This is a genomic window from Photobacterium sp. HL06 (assembly GCF_059552575.1).
On record NZ_CM183914.1, the window covers coordinates 3,892,432 to 3,909,545 of the forward strand.

The 17,114-nt window shown below is 50.7% G+C and carries 3 tRNA genes and 10 rRNA genes; all 13 read right to left on the minus strand.

The features are described from left to right. Positions 1-88: 88 nt before the first annotated feature. Positions 89-204, minus strand: a 5S ribosomal RNA gene (gene rrf, locus AC51G0_RS17595). Between the two features lie 184 nt (positions 205-388). Next, positions 389-3,280, minus strand: a 23S ribosomal RNA gene (locus tag AC51G0_RS17600). Between the two features lie 362 nt (positions 3,281-3,642). Next, positions 3,643-5,195, minus strand: a 16S ribosomal RNA gene (locus tag AC51G0_RS17605). A 329-nt stretch (positions 5,196-5,524) separates the two neighbouring features. Further along, positions 5,525-5,640: ribosomal RNA gene (rrf, locus tag AC51G0_RS17610) — 5S ribosomal RNA — on the minus strand. A 115-nt stretch (positions 5,641-5,755) separates the two neighbouring features. Beyond that, positions 5,756-8,646: ribosomal RNA gene (locus AC51G0_RS17615) — 23S ribosomal RNA — on the minus strand. A gap of 363 nt (positions 8,647-9,009) precedes the next feature. After that, positions 9,010-10,562, minus strand: a 16S ribosomal RNA gene (locus tag AC51G0_RS17620). A 329-nt stretch (positions 10,563-10,891) separates the two neighbouring features. Continuing rightward, positions 10,892-11,007: ribosomal RNA gene (gene rrf, locus AC51G0_RS17625) — 5S ribosomal RNA — on the minus strand. 183 nt (positions 11,008-11,190) lie between these two features. Continuing rightward, positions 11,191-14,081, minus strand: a 23S ribosomal RNA gene (locus AC51G0_RS17630). A 369-nt stretch (positions 14,082-14,450) separates the two neighbouring features. Beyond that, positions 14,451-14,526: transfer RNA gene (locus AC51G0_RS17635), tRNA-Val, on the minus strand. 30 nt (positions 14,527-14,556) lie between these two features. Beyond that, a tRNA-Lys gene (locus tag AC51G0_RS17640) sits at positions 14,557-14,632 on the minus strand. Between the two features lies 1 nt (position 14,633). Next, a tRNA-Glu gene (locus AC51G0_RS17645) sits at positions 14,634-14,709 on the minus strand. 97 nt (positions 14,710-14,806) lie between these two features. Next, positions 14,807-16,359 (minus strand): 16S ribosomal RNA (locus AC51G0_RS17650). A 452-nt stretch (positions 16,360-16,811) separates the two neighbouring features. Then, positions 16,812-16,927 (minus strand): 5S ribosomal RNA (rrf, locus tag AC51G0_RS17655). Together the 16S, 23S and 5S rRNA genes with 3 tRNA genes alongside form the textbook arrangement of a ribosomal RNA operon. Between the last annotated feature and the right edge of the window lie 187 nt (positions 16,928-17,114).

A 17,114-nucleotide genomic window follows, 5' to 3' on the forward strand; every position in this document is an offset into this window, starting at 1 on the left:
GAGAATGGATTGCCTGATCAGTCAATTTTACAGATTGGTATAACGAAAAAAGGCCACCCTTTCGGGTGGCCTTTTAACAGTATTAGGAGCCTGGCGATGTCCTACTCTCACATGGGGAGACCCCACACTACCATCGGCGCTATTACGTTTCACTACTGAGTTCGGCATGGGATCAGGTGGGTCCATAATGCTATGGTCGCCAAGCAAATTCTGTTTTATTCACCGCCCAAAGGCGATAAATAGCAATCTGGGAAAGTTAACTAGTTGTTCTCGCGCTTACATTCAAGCGTTCGTGGAGTCCATACCTACATGGATGTAGGCAATACTGATAATCGTCTTGGTCCGGCATTCCGGGAACGATTTCAGTGAAAAACCCCTTGGGTGTTGTATGGTTAAGCCTCACGGGCAATTAGTACAGGTTAGCTCAATGCCTCGCAGCACTTACACACCCTGCCTATCTACGTCGTAGTCTCCAACAACCCTTTAGGATACTTATAGTATCAGGGATGACTCATCTCAGGGCTCGCTTCGCGCTTAGATGCTTTCAGCGCTTATCGATTCCGAACTTAGCTACCGGGCAATGCTACTGGCGTAACAACCCGAACACCAGAGGTTCGTCCACTCCGGTCCTCTCGTACTAGGAGCAGCCCCCTTCAATCATCCAACGCCCACGGCAGATAGGGACCGAACTGTCTCACGACGTTCTAAACCCAGCTCGCGTACCACTTTAAATGGCGAACAGCCATACCCTTGGGACCGACTTCAGCCCCAGGATGTGATGAGCCGACATCGAGGTGCCAAACACCGCCGTCGATATGAACTCTTGGGCGGTATCAGCCTGTTATCCCCGGAGTACCTTTTATCCGTTGAGCGATGGCCCTTCCATTCAGAACCACCGGATCACTATGACCTGCTTTCGCACCTGCTCGAATTGTCATTCTCGCAGTCAAGCGGGCTTATGCCATTGCACTAACCTCACGATGTCCGACCGTGATTAGCCCACCTTCGTGCTCCTCCGTTACTCTTTGGGAGGAGACCGCCCCAGTCAAACTACCCACCAGGCACTGTCCGCACCCCCGATAAGGGGGCGACGTTAGAACATCAACACTACAAGGGTGGTATTTCAAGGACGGCTCCACCATATCTAGCGACATGGTTTCAAAGCCTCCCACCTATCCTACACATGTAGGGTCAATGTTCAGTGCCAAGCTGTAGTAAAGGTTCACGGGGTCTTTCCGTCTAGCCGCGGGTACACAGCATCTTCACTGCGATTTCAATTTCACTGAGTCTCGGGTGGAGACAGCGTGGCCATCATTACGCCATTCGTGCAGGTCGGAACTTACCCGACAAGGAATTTCGCTACCTTAGGACCGTTATAGTTACGGCCGCCGTTTACCGGGGCTTCGATCAAGAGCTTCGACCGAAGTCTAACCCCATCAATTAACCTTCCGGCACCGGGCAGGCGTCACACCGTATACGTCATCTTTCGATTTTGCACAGTGCTGTGTTTTTAATAAACAGTTGCAGCCACCTGGTATCTGCGACTCCCAGTAGCTCCATCCGCAAGGGACTTCACCGCCAGGAGCGTACCTTCTCCCGAAGTTACGGTACCATTTTGCCTAGTTCCTTCACCCGAGTTCTCTCAAGCGCCTTGGTATTCTCTACCTGATCACCTGTGTCGGTTTGGGGTACGATTGCTTACAACCTATCGCTTAGAGGCTTTTCCCGGAAGCATGGCATCAATGACTTCATCACCGTAGTGACTCGACATCGGGTCTCAGCCTTAAGTATTCCCGGATTTACCTAAGAATACAGCCTACACCCTTGAACCAGGACAACCGTCGCCTGGCCCACCTAGCCTTCTCCGTCCCCCCATCGCAGTTATAAGCAGTACAGGAATATTAACCTGTTTCCCATCGACTACGCCTTTCGGCCTCGCCTTAGGGGTCGACTTACCCTGCCCCGATTAACGTTGGACAGGAACCCTTGATCTTCCGGCGAGGGAGTTTTTCACTCCCTTTATCGTTACTCATGTCAGCATTCGCACTTCTGATACCTCCAGCAAACCTTACGATTCACCTTCAACGGCTTACAGAACGCTCCCCTACCCAATGCAGTAAACTGCATTGCCGCAGCTTCGGTGTATAGCTTAGCCCCGTTAAATCTTCCGCGCAGGCCGACTCGACCAGTGAGCTATTACGCTTTCTTTAAATGATGGCTGCTTCTAAGCCAACATCCTGGCTGTCTGAGCCTTCCCACATCGTTTCCCACTTAGCTATAACTTTGGGACCTTAGCTGGCGGTCTGGGTTGTTTCCCTCTCCACGACGGACGTTAGCACCCGCCGTGTGTCTCCCGGATAGTACTTACTGGTATTCGGAGTTTGCAAAGGGTTGGTAAGTCGGGATGACCCCCTAGCCTTAACAGTGCTCTACCCCCAGTAGTATTCGTCCGAGGCGCTACCTAAATAGCTTTCGGGGAGAACCAGCTATCTCCAGGTTTGATTGGCCTTTCACCCCTAGCCACAAGTCATCCGCTAATTTTTCAACATTAGTCGGTTCGGTCCTCCAGTAAGTGTTACCTCACCTTCAACCTGCCCATGGCTAGATCACCTGGTTTCGGGTCTAATCCTAGCAACTTATGCGCCCAGTTAAGACTCGGTTTCCCTACGGCTCCCCTATACGGTTAACCTTGCTACTAAAATTAAGTCGCTGACCCATTATACAAAAGGTACGCAGTCACACCACGAAGGTGCTCCTACTGCTTGTACGTACACGGTTTCAGGTTCTATTTCACTCCCCTCACAGGGGTTCTTTTCGCCTTTCCCTCACGGTACTGGTTCACTATCGGTCAGTCAGGAGTATTTAGCCTTGGAGGATGGTCCCCCCATGTTCAGACAGGATATCACGTGTCCCGTCCTACTCGATTTCACTAAAAGCGCGCTGTCGGCTACGGGGCTATCACCCTTTACTGCTGTGCTTTCCAGCACATTCGCCTAACATGCAACTAGCTTAAGGGCTAATCCGGTTTCGCTCGCCGCTACTGCCGGAATCTCGGTTGATTTCTATTCCTCGGGGTACTTAGATGTTTCAGTTCCCCCGGTTCGCCTCGCTACGCTATGTATTCACGTAGCGATACTGGCTTATGCCAGTGGGTTTCCCCATTCGGAAATCCCAGTCTCAAGTGGCTTTTACTGCCTAAACTGGGCTTATCGCAAGTTAATACGTCCTTCATCGCCTCTGACTGCCAAGGCATCCACCGTGTACGCTTAGTCACTTAACCATACAACCCCAAGGAGTTTTTTATTTTCACTTTTCAAAAAAGTGAAGACAAAAGCGTATGGTCAACAACCAAGGTTTGTGTCTCTCCTTCTCTACATGAAAGAGCAGGGAGACATTGGTTCTTCGCCGGACTCTACACAAGACACTTGAATGTGTTTGCTTGAGAACTCGTTCTTCATAAAGAAGAACATTTTTAATTCAACCTAATGGTTGAATTTACTAGTCAGCTTTCCAGATTGTTAAAGAGCATAACGCAAAAAGCGTTAATCAATAACCGGAGTCATTCATTAGCGCTTTCGCTGTTCTTTCACATATTAACCAAGCAATCTGTGTGGACACTGCATAAAACAGCAAGTCTTTAGGTAAGGAGGTGATCCAGCCCCAGGTTCCCCTAGGGCTACCTTGTTACGACTTCACCCCAGTCATGAACCACACCGTGGTAAACGCCCTCCCGAAGGTTAAGCTATCTACTTCTGGTGCAGCCCACTCCCATGGTGTGACGGGCGGTGTGTACAAGGCCCGGGAACGTATTCACCGTAGCATTCTGATCTACGATTACTAGCGATTCCGACTTCATGGAGTCGAGTTGCAGACTCCAATCCGGACTACGACGTACTTTGTGGGATTCGCTCACCATCGCTGGTTGGCAGCCCTCTGTATACGCCATTGTAGCACGTGTGTAGCCCTACTCGTAAGGGCCATGATGACTTGACGTCGTCCCCACCTTCCTCCGGTTTATCACCGGCAGTCTCCCTGGAGTTCCCGCCATTACGCGCTGGCAAACAAGGATAGGGGTTGCGCTCGTTGCGGGACTTAACCCAACATTTCACAACACGAGCTGACGACAGCCATGCAGCACCTGTCTCAGAGTTCCCGAAGGCACGAAACCATCTCTGGTAACTTCTCTGGATGTCAAGAGTAGGTAAGGTTCTTCGCGTTGCATCGAATTAAACCACATGCTCCACCGCTTGTGCGGGCCCCCGTCAATTCATTTGAGTTTTAATCTTGCGACCGTACTCCCCAGGCGGTCTACTTAACGCGTTAGCTCCGAAAGCCACGGCTCAAGGCCACAACCTCCAAGTAGACATCGTTTACGGCGTGGACTACCAGGGTATCTAATCCTGTTTGCTCCCCACGCTTTCGCATCTGAGCGTCAGTCTTTGTCCAGGGGGCCGCCTTCGCCACCGGTATTCCTTCAGATCTCTACGCATTTCACCGCTACACCTGAAATTCTACCCCCCTCTACAAGACTCTAGTCTGCCAGTTCAAAATGCTGTTCCGAGGTTGAGCCCCGGGCTTTCACATCTTGCTTAACAGACCGCCTGCATGCGCTTTACGCCCAGTAATTCCGATTAACGCTCGCACCCTCCGTATTACCGCGGCTGCTGGCACGGAGTTAGCCGGTGCTTCTTCTGTCGCTAACGTCAAGGCATGCAGCTATTAACTACACACCCTTCCTCACGACTGAAAGTACTTTACAACCCGAAGGCCTTCTTCATACACGCGGCATGGCTGCATCAGGGTTTCCCCCATTGTGCAATATTCCCCACTGCTGCCTCCCGTAGGAGTCTGGACCGTGTCTCAGTTCCAGTGTGGCTGATCATCCTCTCAGACCAGCTAGGGATCGTTGCCTTGGTGAGCCGTTACCCCACCAACAAGCTAATCCCACCTGGGCTAATCTTAGCGCGAGAGGCCCGAAGGTCCCCCTCTTTGGCCCGTAGGCATTATGCGGTATTAGCTATCGTTTCCAATAGTTATCCCCCACACTAAGGCATATTCCCAGGCATTACTCACCCGTCCGCCGCTCGCCGCCCTTAGCGTCCCCCGAAGGTTCAGCTAAGTCGCTGCCGCTCGACTTGCATGTGTTAGGCCTGCCGCCAGCGTTCAATCTGAGCCATGATCAAACTCTTCAATTAAAGTTTTGTTGTTCCTTTCGGAACGGCTCAATGAATACTGATTGAGTTCCTAGTGACTAGAAGCTAGTTCCTAGAAGCTCGAATTGACTGTGCCGATATTTCTATCGTTTTGGTCACTCAGTTCATTGATAAATCTTTCGACTTAACTTTTTCACGAGTGCCCACACAGATTGCATGGTCAAATTGTTAAAGAGCTTTGCTTTCAAGCGTTTAACGCTGAAGCAGGAGGCGTATAATACGCTTTCCACTTTGAAAGTCAACATAATATTCTAAGTTTTCACTTAAAACCTTATGGTGACTCACCTCTGACGAGGTCAGTCGAAATTAAAGCCTGGCGATGTCCTACTCTCACATGGGGAGACCCCACACTACCATCGGCGCTATTACGTTTCACTACTGAGTTCGGCATGGGATCAGGTGGGTCCATAATGCTATGGTCGCCAAGCAAATTCTGTTTTATTCACCGCCAAAGGCGATAAATAGCAATCTGGGAAAGTTAACTAGTTGTTCTCAGCACCATTCAAGTGCTTCGTGGAGTCCAAAAACCCCTTGGGTGTTGTATGGTTAAGCCTCACGGGCAATTAGTACAGGTTAGCTCAATGCCTCGCAGCACTTACACACCCTGCCTATCTACGTCGTAGTCTCCAACAACCCTTTAGGATACTTATAGTATCAGGGATGACTCATCTCAGGGCTCGCTTCGCGCTTAGATGCTTTCAGCGCTTATCGATTCCGAACTTAGCTACCGGGCAATGCCACTGGCGTGACAACCCGAACACCAGAGGTTCGTCCACTCCGGTCCTCTCGTACTAGGAGCAGCCCCCTTCAATCATCCAACGCCCACGGCAGATAGGGACCGAACTGTCTCACGACGTTCTAAACCCAGCTCGCGTACCACTTTAAATGGCGAACAGCCATACCCTTGGGACCGACTTCAGCCCCAGGATGTGATGAGCCGACATCGAGGTGCCAAACACCGCCGTCGATATGAACTCTTGGGCGGTATCAGCCTGTTATCCCCGGAGTACCTTTTATCCGTTGAGCGATGGCCCTTCCATTCAGAACCACCGGATCACTATGACCTGCTTTCGCACCTGCTCGAATTGTCATTCTCGCAGTCAAGCGGGCTTATGCCATTGCACTAACCTCACGATGTCCGACCGTGATTAGCCCACCTTCGTGCTCCTCCGTTACTCTTTGGGAGGAGACCGCCCCAGTCAAACTACCCACCAGGCACTGTCCGCACCCCCGATAAGGGGGCGACGTTAGAACATCAACACTACAAGGGTGGTATTTCAAGGACGGCTCCACCATATCTAGCGACATGGTTTCAAAGCCTCCCACCTATCCTACACATGTAGGGTCAATGTTCAGTGCCAAGCTGTAGTAAAGGTTCACGGGGTCTTTCCGTCTAGCCGCGGGTACACAGCATCTTCACTGCGATTTCAATTTCACTGAGTCTCGGGTGGAGACAGCGTGGCCATCATTACGCCATTCGTGCAGGTCGGAACTTACCCGACAAGGAATTTCGCTACCTTAGGACCGTTATAGTTACGGCCGCCGTTTACCGGGGCTTCGATCAAGAGCTTCGACCGAAGTCTAACCCCATCAATTAACCTTCCGGCACCGGGCAGGCGTCACACCGTATACGTCATCTTTCGATTTTGCACAGTGCTGTGTTTTTAATAAACAGTTGCAGCCACCTGGTATCTGCGACTCCCAGTAGCTCCATCCGCAAGGGACTTCACCGCCAGGAGCGTACCTTCTCCCGAAGTTACGGTACCATTTTGCCTAGTTCCTTCACCCGAGTTCTCTCAAGCGCCTTGGTATTCTCTACCTGATCACCTGTGTCGGTTTGGGGTACGATTGCTTACAACCTATCGCTTAGAGGCTTTTCCCGGAAGCATGGCATCAATGACTTCACCGCCGTAGCGGCTCGACATCGGGTCTCAGCCTTAAGATGGTCCGGATTTACCTAAACCATCAGCCTACACCCTTGAACCAGGACAACCGTCGCCTGGCCCACCTAGCCTTCTCCGTCCCCCCATCGCAGTTATAAGCAGTACAGGAATATTAACCTGTTTCCCATCGACTACGCCTTTCGGCCTCGCCTTAGGGGTCGACTTACCCTGCCCCGATTAACGTTGGACAGGAACCCTTGATCTTCCGGCGAGGGAGTTTTTCACTCCCTTTATCGTTACTCATGTCAGCATTCGCACTTCTGATACCTCCAGCAAACCTTACGATTCACCTTCAACGGCTTACAGAACGCTCCCCTACCCAATGCAGTAAACTGCATTGCCGCAGCTTCGGTGTATAGCTTAGCCCCGTTAAATCTTCCGCGCAGGCCGACTCGACCAGTGAGCTATTACGCTTTCTTTAAATGATGGCTGCTTCTAAGCCAACATCCTGGCTGTCTGAGCCTTCCCACATCGTTTCCCACTTAGCTATAACTTTGGGACCTTAGCTGGCGGTCTGGGTTGTTTCCCTCTCCACGACGGACGTTAGCACCCGCCGTGTGTCTCCCGGATAGTACTTACTGGTATTCGGAGTTTGCAAAGGGTTGGTAAGTCGGGATGACCCCCTAGCCTTAACAGTGCTCTACCCCCAGTAGTATTCGTCCGAGGCGCTACCTAAATAGCTTTCGGGGAGAACCAGCTATCTCCAGGTTTGATTGGCCTTTCACCCCTAGCCACAAGTCATCCGCTAATTTTTCAACATTAGTCGGTTCGGTCCTCCAGTAAGTGTTACCTCACCTTCAACCTGCCCATGGCTAGATCACCTGGTTTCGGGTCTAATCCTAGCAACTGTACGCCCAGTTAAGACTCGGTTTCCCTACGGCTCCCCTATACGGTTAACCTTGCTACTAAAATTAAGTCGCTGACCCATTATACAAAAGGTACGCAGTCACACCACGAAGGTGCTCCTACTGCTTGTACGTACACGGTTTCAGGTTCTATTTCACTCCCCTCACAGGGGTTCTTTTCGCCTTTCCCTCACGGTACTGGTTCACTATCGGTCAGTCAGGAGTATTTAGCCTTGGAGGATGGTCCCCCCATGTTCAGACAGGATATCACGTGTCCCGTCCTACTCGATTTCACTAAGAGCGCGCTGTCGGCTACGGGGCTATCACCCTTTACTGCTGTGCTTTCCAGCACATTCGCCTAACGCTCAACTAGCTTAAGGGCTAATCCGGTTTCGCTCGCCGCTACTGCCGGAATCTCGGTTGATTTCTGTTCCTCGGGGTACTTAGATGTTTCAGTTCCCCCGGTTCGCCTCGCTACGCTATGTATTCACGTAGCGATACTGGCTTATGCCAGTGGGTTTCCCCATTCGGAAATCCCAGTCTCAGGTGGCTTTTACTGCCTAAACTGGGCTTATCGCAAGTTAATACGTCCTTCATCGCCTCTGACTGCCAAGGCATCCACCGTGTACGCTTAGTCACTTAACCATACAACCCCAAGGAGTTTTTTATTTTCACTTTTCAAAAAAGTGAAGACAAAAGCGTATGGTCAACAACCAAGGTTTGTGTCTCTCCTTCTCTACATGAAAGAGCAGGGAGACATTGGTTTTTCGCCGGACTCTACACAAGACACTTGAATGTGTTTGCTTGAGAACTCGTTTCATCTCTCGATGAAACATTTTAATTCAATTGTAAAAATTGAATTTACTAGTCAGCTTTCCAGATTGTTAAAGAGCATAACGCAAAAAGCGTTAATCAATAACCGGAGTCATTCATTAGCGCTTTCGCTGTTCTTTTACATTTTAACCAAGCAATCTGTGTGGACACTGCATAAAACAGCAAGTCTTTAGGTAAGGAGGTGATCCAGCCCCAGGTTCCCCTAGGGCTACCTTGTTACGACTTCACCCCAGTCATGAACCACACCGTGGTAAACGCCCTCCCGAAGGTTAAGCTATCTACTTCTGGTGCAGCCCACTCCCATGGTGTGACGGGCGGTGTGTACAAGGCCCGGGAACGTATTCACCGTAGCATTCTGATCTACGATTACTAGCGATTCCGACTTCATGGAGTCGAGTTGCAGACTCCAATCCGGACTACGACGTACTTTGTGGGATTCGCTCACCATCGCTGGTTGGCAGCCCTCTGTATACGCCATTGTAGCACGTGTGTAGCCCTACTCGTAAGGGCCATGATGACTTGACGTCGTCCCCACCTTCCTCCGGTTTATCACCGGCAGTCTCCCTGGAGTTCCCGCCATTACGCGCTGGCAAACAAGGATAGGGGTTGCGCTCGTTGCGGGACTTAACCCAACATTTCACAACACGAGCTGACGACAGCCATGCAGCACCTGTCTCAGAGTTCCCGAAGGCACGAAACCATCTCTGGTAACTTCTCTGGATGTCAAGAGTAGGTAAGGTTCTTCGCGTTGCATCGAATTAAACCACATGCTCCACCGCTTGTGCGGGCCCCCGTCAATTCATTTGAGTTTTAATCTTGCGACCGTACTCCCCAGGCGGTCTACTTAACGCGTTAGCTCCGAAAGCCACGGCTCAAGGCCACAACCTCCAAGTAGACATCGTTTACGGCGTGGACTACCAGGGTATCTAATCCTGTTTGCTCCCCACGCTTTCGCATCTGAGCGTCAGTCTTTGTCCAGGGGGCCGCCTTCGCCACCGGTATTCCTTCAGATCTCTACGCATTTCACCGCTACACCTGAAATTCTACCCCCCTCTACAAGACTCTAGTCTGCCAGTTCAAAATGCTGTTCCGAGGTTGAGCCCCGGGCTTTCACATCTTGCTTAACAGACCGCCTGCATGCGCTTTACGCCCAGTAATTCCGATTAACGCTCGCACCCTCCGTATTACCGCGGCTGCTGGCACGGAGTTAGCCGGTGCTTCTTCTGTCGCTAACGTCAAGGCATGCAGCTATTAACTACACACCCTTCCTCACGACTGAAAGTACTTTACAACCCGAAGGCCTTCTTCATACACGCGGCATGGCTGCATCAGGGTTTCCCCCATTGTGCAATATTCCCCACTGCTGCCTCCCGTAGGAGTCTGGACCGTGTCTCAGTTCCAGTGTGGCTGATCATCCTCTCAGACCAGCTAGGGATCGTTGCCTTGGTGAGCCGTTACCCCACCAACAAGCTAATCCCACCTGGGCTAATCTTAGCGCGAGAGGCCCGAAGGTCCCCCTCTTTGGCCCGTAGGCATTATGCGGTATTAGCTATCGTTTCCAATAGTTATCCCCCACACTAAGGCATATTCCCAGGCATTACTCACCCGTCCGCCGCTCGCCGCCCTTAGCGTCCCCCGAAGGTTCAGCTAAGTCGCTGCCGCTCGACTTGCATGTGTTAGGCCTGCCGCCAGCGTTCAATCTGAGCCATGATCAAACTCTTCAATTAAAGTTTTGTTGTTTCTTTCGAAACGGCTCAATGAATACTGATTGAGTTCCTAGTGACTAGAAGCTAGTTCCTAGAAGCTCGAATTGACTGTGCCGATATTTCTATCGTTTTGGTCACTCAGTTCATTGATAAATCTTTCGACTTAACTTTTTCACGAGTGCCCACACAGATTGCATGGTCAAATTGTTAAAGAGCTTTGCTTTCAAGCGTTTAACGCTGAAGCAGGAGGCGTATAATACGCTTTCCACTTTGAAAGTCAACATAATATTCTAAGTTTTCACTTAAAATCTTATGGTGACTCACCTCTGACGAGGTCAGTCAAAATTAAAGCCTGGCGATGTCCTACTCTCACATGGGGAGACCCCACACTACCATCGGCGCTATTACGTTTCACTACTGAGTTCGGCATGGGATCAGGTGGGTCCATAATGCTATGGTCGCCAAGCAAATTCTGTTTTATTCACCGCCCAAAGGCGATAAATAGCAATCTGGGAAAGTTAACTAGTTGTTCTCAGCACCATTCAAGTGCTTCGTGGAGTCCATACCTACATGGATGTAGGCAATACTGATAATCGTCTTGGTCCGGCATTCCGGGAACGATTTCAGTGAAAAACCCCTTGGGTGTTGTATGGTTAAGCCTCACGGGCAATTAGTACAGGTTAGCTCAATGCCTCGCAGCACTTACACACCCTGCCTATCTACGTCGTAGTCTCCAACAACCCTTTAGGATACTTAAAGTATCAGGGATGACTCATCTCAGGGCTCGCTTCGCGCTTAGATGCTTTCAGCGCTTATCGATTCCGAACTTAGCTACCGGGCAATGCCACTGGCGTGACAACCCGAACACCAGAGGTTCGTCCACTCCGGTCCTCTCGTACTAGGAGCAGCCCCCTTCAATCATCCAACGCCCACGGCAGATAGGGACCGAACTGTCTCACGACGTTCTAAACCCAGCTCGCGTACCACTTTAAATGGCGAACAGCCATACCCTTGGGACCGACTTCAGCCCCAGGATGTGATGAGCCGACATCGAGGTGCCAAACACCGCCGTCGATATGAACTCTTGGGCGGTATCAGCCTGTTATCCCCGGAGTACCTTTTATCCGTTGAGCGATGGCCCTTCCATTCAGAACCACCGGATCACTATGACCTGCTTTCGCACCTGCTCGAATTGTCATTCTCGCAGTCAAGCGGGCTTATGCCATTGCACTAACCTCACGATGTCCGACCGTGATTAGCCCACCTTCGTGCTCCTCCGTTACTCTTTGGGAGGAGACCGCCCCAGTCAAACTACCCACCAGGCACTGTCCGCACCCCCGATAAGGGGGCGACGTTAGAACATCAACACTACAAGGGTGGTATTTCAAGGACGGCTCCACCATATCTAGCGACATGGTTTCAAAGCCTCCCACCTATCCTACACATGTAGGGTCAATGTTCAGTGCCAAGCTGTAGTAAAGGTTCACGGGGTCTTTCCGTCTAGCCGCGGGTACACAGCATCTTCACTGCGATTTCAATTTCACTGAGTCTCGGGTGGAGACAGCGTGGCCATCATTACGCCATTCGTGCAGGTCGGAACTTACCCGACAAGGAATTTCGCTACCTTAGGACCGTTATAGTTACGGCCGCCGTTTACCGGGGCTTCGATCAAGAGCTTCGACCGAAGTCTAACCCCATCAATTAACCTTCCGGCACCGGGCAGGCGTCACACCGTATACGTCATCTTTCGATTTTGCACAGTGCTGTGTTTTTAATAAACAGTTGCAGCCACCTGGTATCTGCGACTCCCAGTAGCTCCATCCGCAAGGGACTTCACCGCCAGGAGCGTACCTTCTCCCGAAGTTACGGTACCATTTTGCCTAGTTCCTTCACCCGAGTTCTCTCAAGCGCCTTGGTATTCTCTACCTGATCACCTGTGTCGGTTTGGGGTACGATTGCTTACAACCTATCGCTTAGAGGCTTTTCCCGGAAGCATGGCATCAATGACTTCATCACCGTAGTGACTCGACATCGGGTCTCAGCCTTAAGATGGTCCGGATTTACCTAAACCATCAGCCTACACCCTTGAACCAGGACAACCGTCGCCTGGCCCACCTAGCCTTCTCCGTCCCCCCATCGCAGTTATAAGCAGTACAGGAATATTAACCTGTTTCCCATCGACTACGCCTTTCGGCCTCGCCTTAGGGGTCGACTTACCCTGCCCCGATTAACGTTGGACAGGAACCCTTGATCTTCCGGCGAGGGAGTTTTTCACTCCCTTTATCGTTACTCATGTCAGCATTCGCACTTCTGATACCTCCAGCAAACCTTACGATTCACCTTCAACGGCTTACAGAACGCTCCCCTACCCAATGCAGTAAACTGCATTGCCGCAGCTTCGGTGTATAGCTTAGCCCCGTTAAATCTTCCGCGCAGGCCGACTCGACCAGTGAGCTATTACGCTTTCTTTAAATGATGGCTGCTTCTAAGCCAACATCCTGGCTGTCTGAGCCTTCCCACATCGTTTCCCACTTAGCTATAACTTTGGGACCTTAGCTGGCGGTCTGGGTTGTTTCCCTCTCCACGACGGACGTTAGCACCCGCCGTGTGTCTCCCGGATAGTACTTACTGGTATTCGGAGTTTGCAAAGGGTTGGTAAGTCGGGATGACCCCCTAGCCTTAACAGTGCTCTACCCCCAGTAGTATTCGTCCGAGGCGCTACCTAAATAGCTTTCGGGGAGAACCAGCTATCTCCAGGTTTGATTGGCCTTTCACCCCTAGCCACAAGTCATCCGCTAATTTTTCAACATTAGTCGGTTCGGTCCTCCAGTAAGTGTTACCTCACCTTCAACCTGCCCATGGCTAGATCACCTGGTTTCGGGTCTAATCCTAGCAACTGTACGCCCAGTTAAGACTCGGTTTCCCTACGGCTCCCCTATACGGTTAACCTTGCTACTAAAATTAAGTCGCTGACCCATTATACAAAAGGTACGCAGTCACACCACGAAGGTGCTCCTACTGCTTGTACGTACACGGTTTCAGGTTCTATTTCACTCCCCTCACAGGGGTTCTTTTCGCCTTTCCCTCACGGTACTGGTTCACTATCGGTCAGTCAGGAGTATTTAGCCTTGGAGGATGGTCCCCCCATGTTCAGACAGGATATCACGTGTCCCGTCCTACTCGATTTCACTAAAAGCGCGCTGTCGGCTACGGGGCTATCACCCTTTACTGCTGTGCTTTCCAGCACATTCGCCTAACATGCAACTAGCTTAAGGGCTAATCCGGTTTCGCTCGCCGCTACTGCCGGAATCTCGGTTGATTTCTGTTCCTCGGGGTACTTAGATGTTTCAGTTCCCCCGGTTCGCCTCGCTACGCTATGTATTCACGTAGCGATACTGGCTTATGCCAGTGGGTTTCCCCATTCGGAAATCCCAGTCTCAAGTGGCTTTTACTGCCTAAACTGGGCTTATCGCAAGTTAATACGTCCTTCATCGCCTCTGACTGCCAAGGCATCCACCGTGTACGCTTAGTCACTTAACCATACAACCCCAAGGAGTTTTTTATTTTCACTTTTCAAAAAAGTGAAGACAAAAGCGTATGTTCAAACAACCAAGGTTTATCTCTCTGATAAGGAGAGAATTGGTTTTTCGCCGGACTCTACACAAGACACTTGAATGTGTTTGCTTGAGAACTCGTTTCATCTCTCGATGAAACATTTTAATTCAATTGTAAAAATTGAATTTACTAGTCAGCTTTCCAGATTGTTAAAGAGCATGTGTTCGTTATCTACTAAAGACTATCGAACCACTTTCTAATCATTTTCGACCGGGCCGCGTAGGCGACAAAAAGCGGACTCAACAAAGTAATCTTTATTGAATCTGCAAATCCGTGCAGAAAATGCTTAGAGAGTGGTGGGCGATACCGGGCTCGAACCAGTGACCCCCTCCTTGTAAGGGAGGTGCTCTCCCAACTGAGCTAATCGCCCTCCGTAGTTTTACATTTCCGAAGGAGGAAATGGTGGGTCGTGCAGGATTCGAACCTGCGACCAATTGATTAAAAGTCAACTGCTCTACCAACTGAGCTAACGACCCTTGGCGTCCCGTAGGGGAGTCGAACCCCTGTTACCGCCGTGAAAGGGCGGTGTCCTAGGCCTCTAGACGAACGGGACTAAGTGTTTCTATCCAAGTTGTTGGGCAACTTGAATGCTCTCTACATTTCGACCAAGCAATCTGTGTGGACACTGCATAAAACAGCAAGTCTTTAGGTAAGGAGGTGATCCAGCCCCAGGTTCCCCTAGGGCTACCTTGTTACGACTTCACCCCAGTCATGAACCACACCGTGGTAAACGCCCTCCCGAAGGTTAAGCTATCTACTTCTGGTGCAGCCCACTCCCATGGTGTGACGGGCGGTGTGTACAAGGCCCGGGAACGTATTCACCGTAGCATTCTGATCTACGATTACTAGCGATTCCGACTTCATGGAGTCGAGTTGCAGACTCCAATCCGGACTACGACGTACTTTGTGGGATTCGCTCACCATCGCTGGTTGGCAGCCCTCTGTATACGCCATTGTAGCACGTGTGTAGCCCTACTCGTAAGGGCCATGATGACTTGACGTCGTCCCCACCTTCCTCCGGTTTATCACCGGCAGTCTCCCTGGAGTTCCCGCCATTACGCGCTGGCAAACAAGGATAGGGGTTGCGCTCGTTGCGGGACTTAACCCAACATTTCACAACACGAGCTGACGACAGCCATGCAGCACCTGTCTCAGAGTTCCCGAAGGCACGAAACCATCTCTGGTAACTTCTCTGGATGTCAAGAGTAGGTAAGGTTCTTCGCGTTGCATCGAATTAAACCACATGCTCCACCGCTTGTGCGGGCCCCCGTCAATTCATTTGAGTTTTAATCTTGCGACCGTACTCCCCAGGCGGTCTACTTAACGCGTTAGCTCCGAAAGCCACGGCTCAAGGCCACAACCTCCAAGTAGACATCGTTTACGGCGTGGACTACCAGGGTATCTAATCCTGTTTGCTCCCCACGCTTTCGCATCTGAGCGTCAGTCTTTGTCCAGGGGGCCGCCTTCGCCACCGGTATTCCTTCAGATCTCTACGCATTTCACCGCTACACCTGAAATTCTACCCCCCTCTACAAGACTCTAGTCTGCCAGTTCAAAATGCTGTTCCGAGGTTGAGCCCCGGGCTTTCACATCTTGCTTAACAGACCGCCTGCATGCGCTTTACGCCCAGTAATTCCGATTAACGCTCGCACCCTCCGTATTACCGCGGCTGCTGGCACGGAGTTAGCCGGTGCTTCTTCTGTCGCTAACGTCAAGGCATGCAGCTATTAACTACACACCCTTCCTCACGACTGAAAGTACTTTACAACCCGAAGGCCTTCTTCATACACGCGGCATGGCTGCATCAGGGTTTCCCCCATTGTGCAATATTCCCCACTGCTGCCTCCCGTAGGAGTCTGGACCGTGTCTCAGTTCCAGTGTGGCTGATCATCCTCTCAGACCAGCTAGGGATCGTTGCCTTGGTGAGCCGTTACCCCACCAACTAGCTAATCCCACCTGGGCTAATCTTAGCGCGAGAGGCCCGAAGGTCCCCCTCTTTGGCCCGTAGGCATTATGCGGTATTAGCTATCGTTTCCAATAGTTATCCCCCACACTAAGGCATATTCCCAGGCATTACTCACCCGTCCGCCGCTCGCCGCCCAACAGATCCCCCGAAGGGTCAATGTTGTCGCTGCCGCTCAACTTGCATGTGTTAGGCCTGCCGCCAGCGTTCAATCTGAGCCATGATCAAACTCTTCAATTAAAGTTTTGTTGGTCTTTCGACCGGCTCAATGAATACTGATTGAGTTGCCATTACTAGAAGCTAGTAACGAGAACTCGAATTGACTGTGCCAAATAACCCCTCTCTTATAAAGAGAAAAAGTATTTGTATTGGTCACTCAGTTCATTGATAAATCTTTCGACTTAACTTTTTCACGAGTGCCCACACAGATTGCATGGTCAAATTGTTAAAGAACGTTGACTTTCAATACCTTGTCGCGTTGCGCTTCAGCAAGTCAGGACGCGTATAATACGCTTCTCTGTTTTTAAGTCAAGATAAAATTTTCATCTTTTTAATCATTCGATTAAGGGACAAAAACCTTATATTGACTCCGCTCACACCACCATCGATAAGAGCGAAATAAAAGCCCGTTGTTGCCAACGGGCTCTCGTTTTCTGTCATCCACTTTTAAAAAAGTGAAATCAAAATTAGGAGCCTGGCGATGTCCTACTCTCACATGGGGAGACCCCACACTACCATCGGCGCTATTACGTTTCACTACTGAGTTCGGCATGGGATCAGGTGGGTCCATAATGCTATGGTCGCCAAGCAAATTCTTTTGAATACATTCCGCTGGCTATAAAGCCCGCTAGCTGTGTTAAGTTGCTCTCTCGCTCAGTCATTTAGCAGGCTAAACTCCTTCGCTCGACTCACAACTTGTCTTGCTATCGAACTTTATCCCGGCGCTACCTTAGGTAGGCGGAATATCTTCATAATCTGGGAAAGTTAACTAGTGT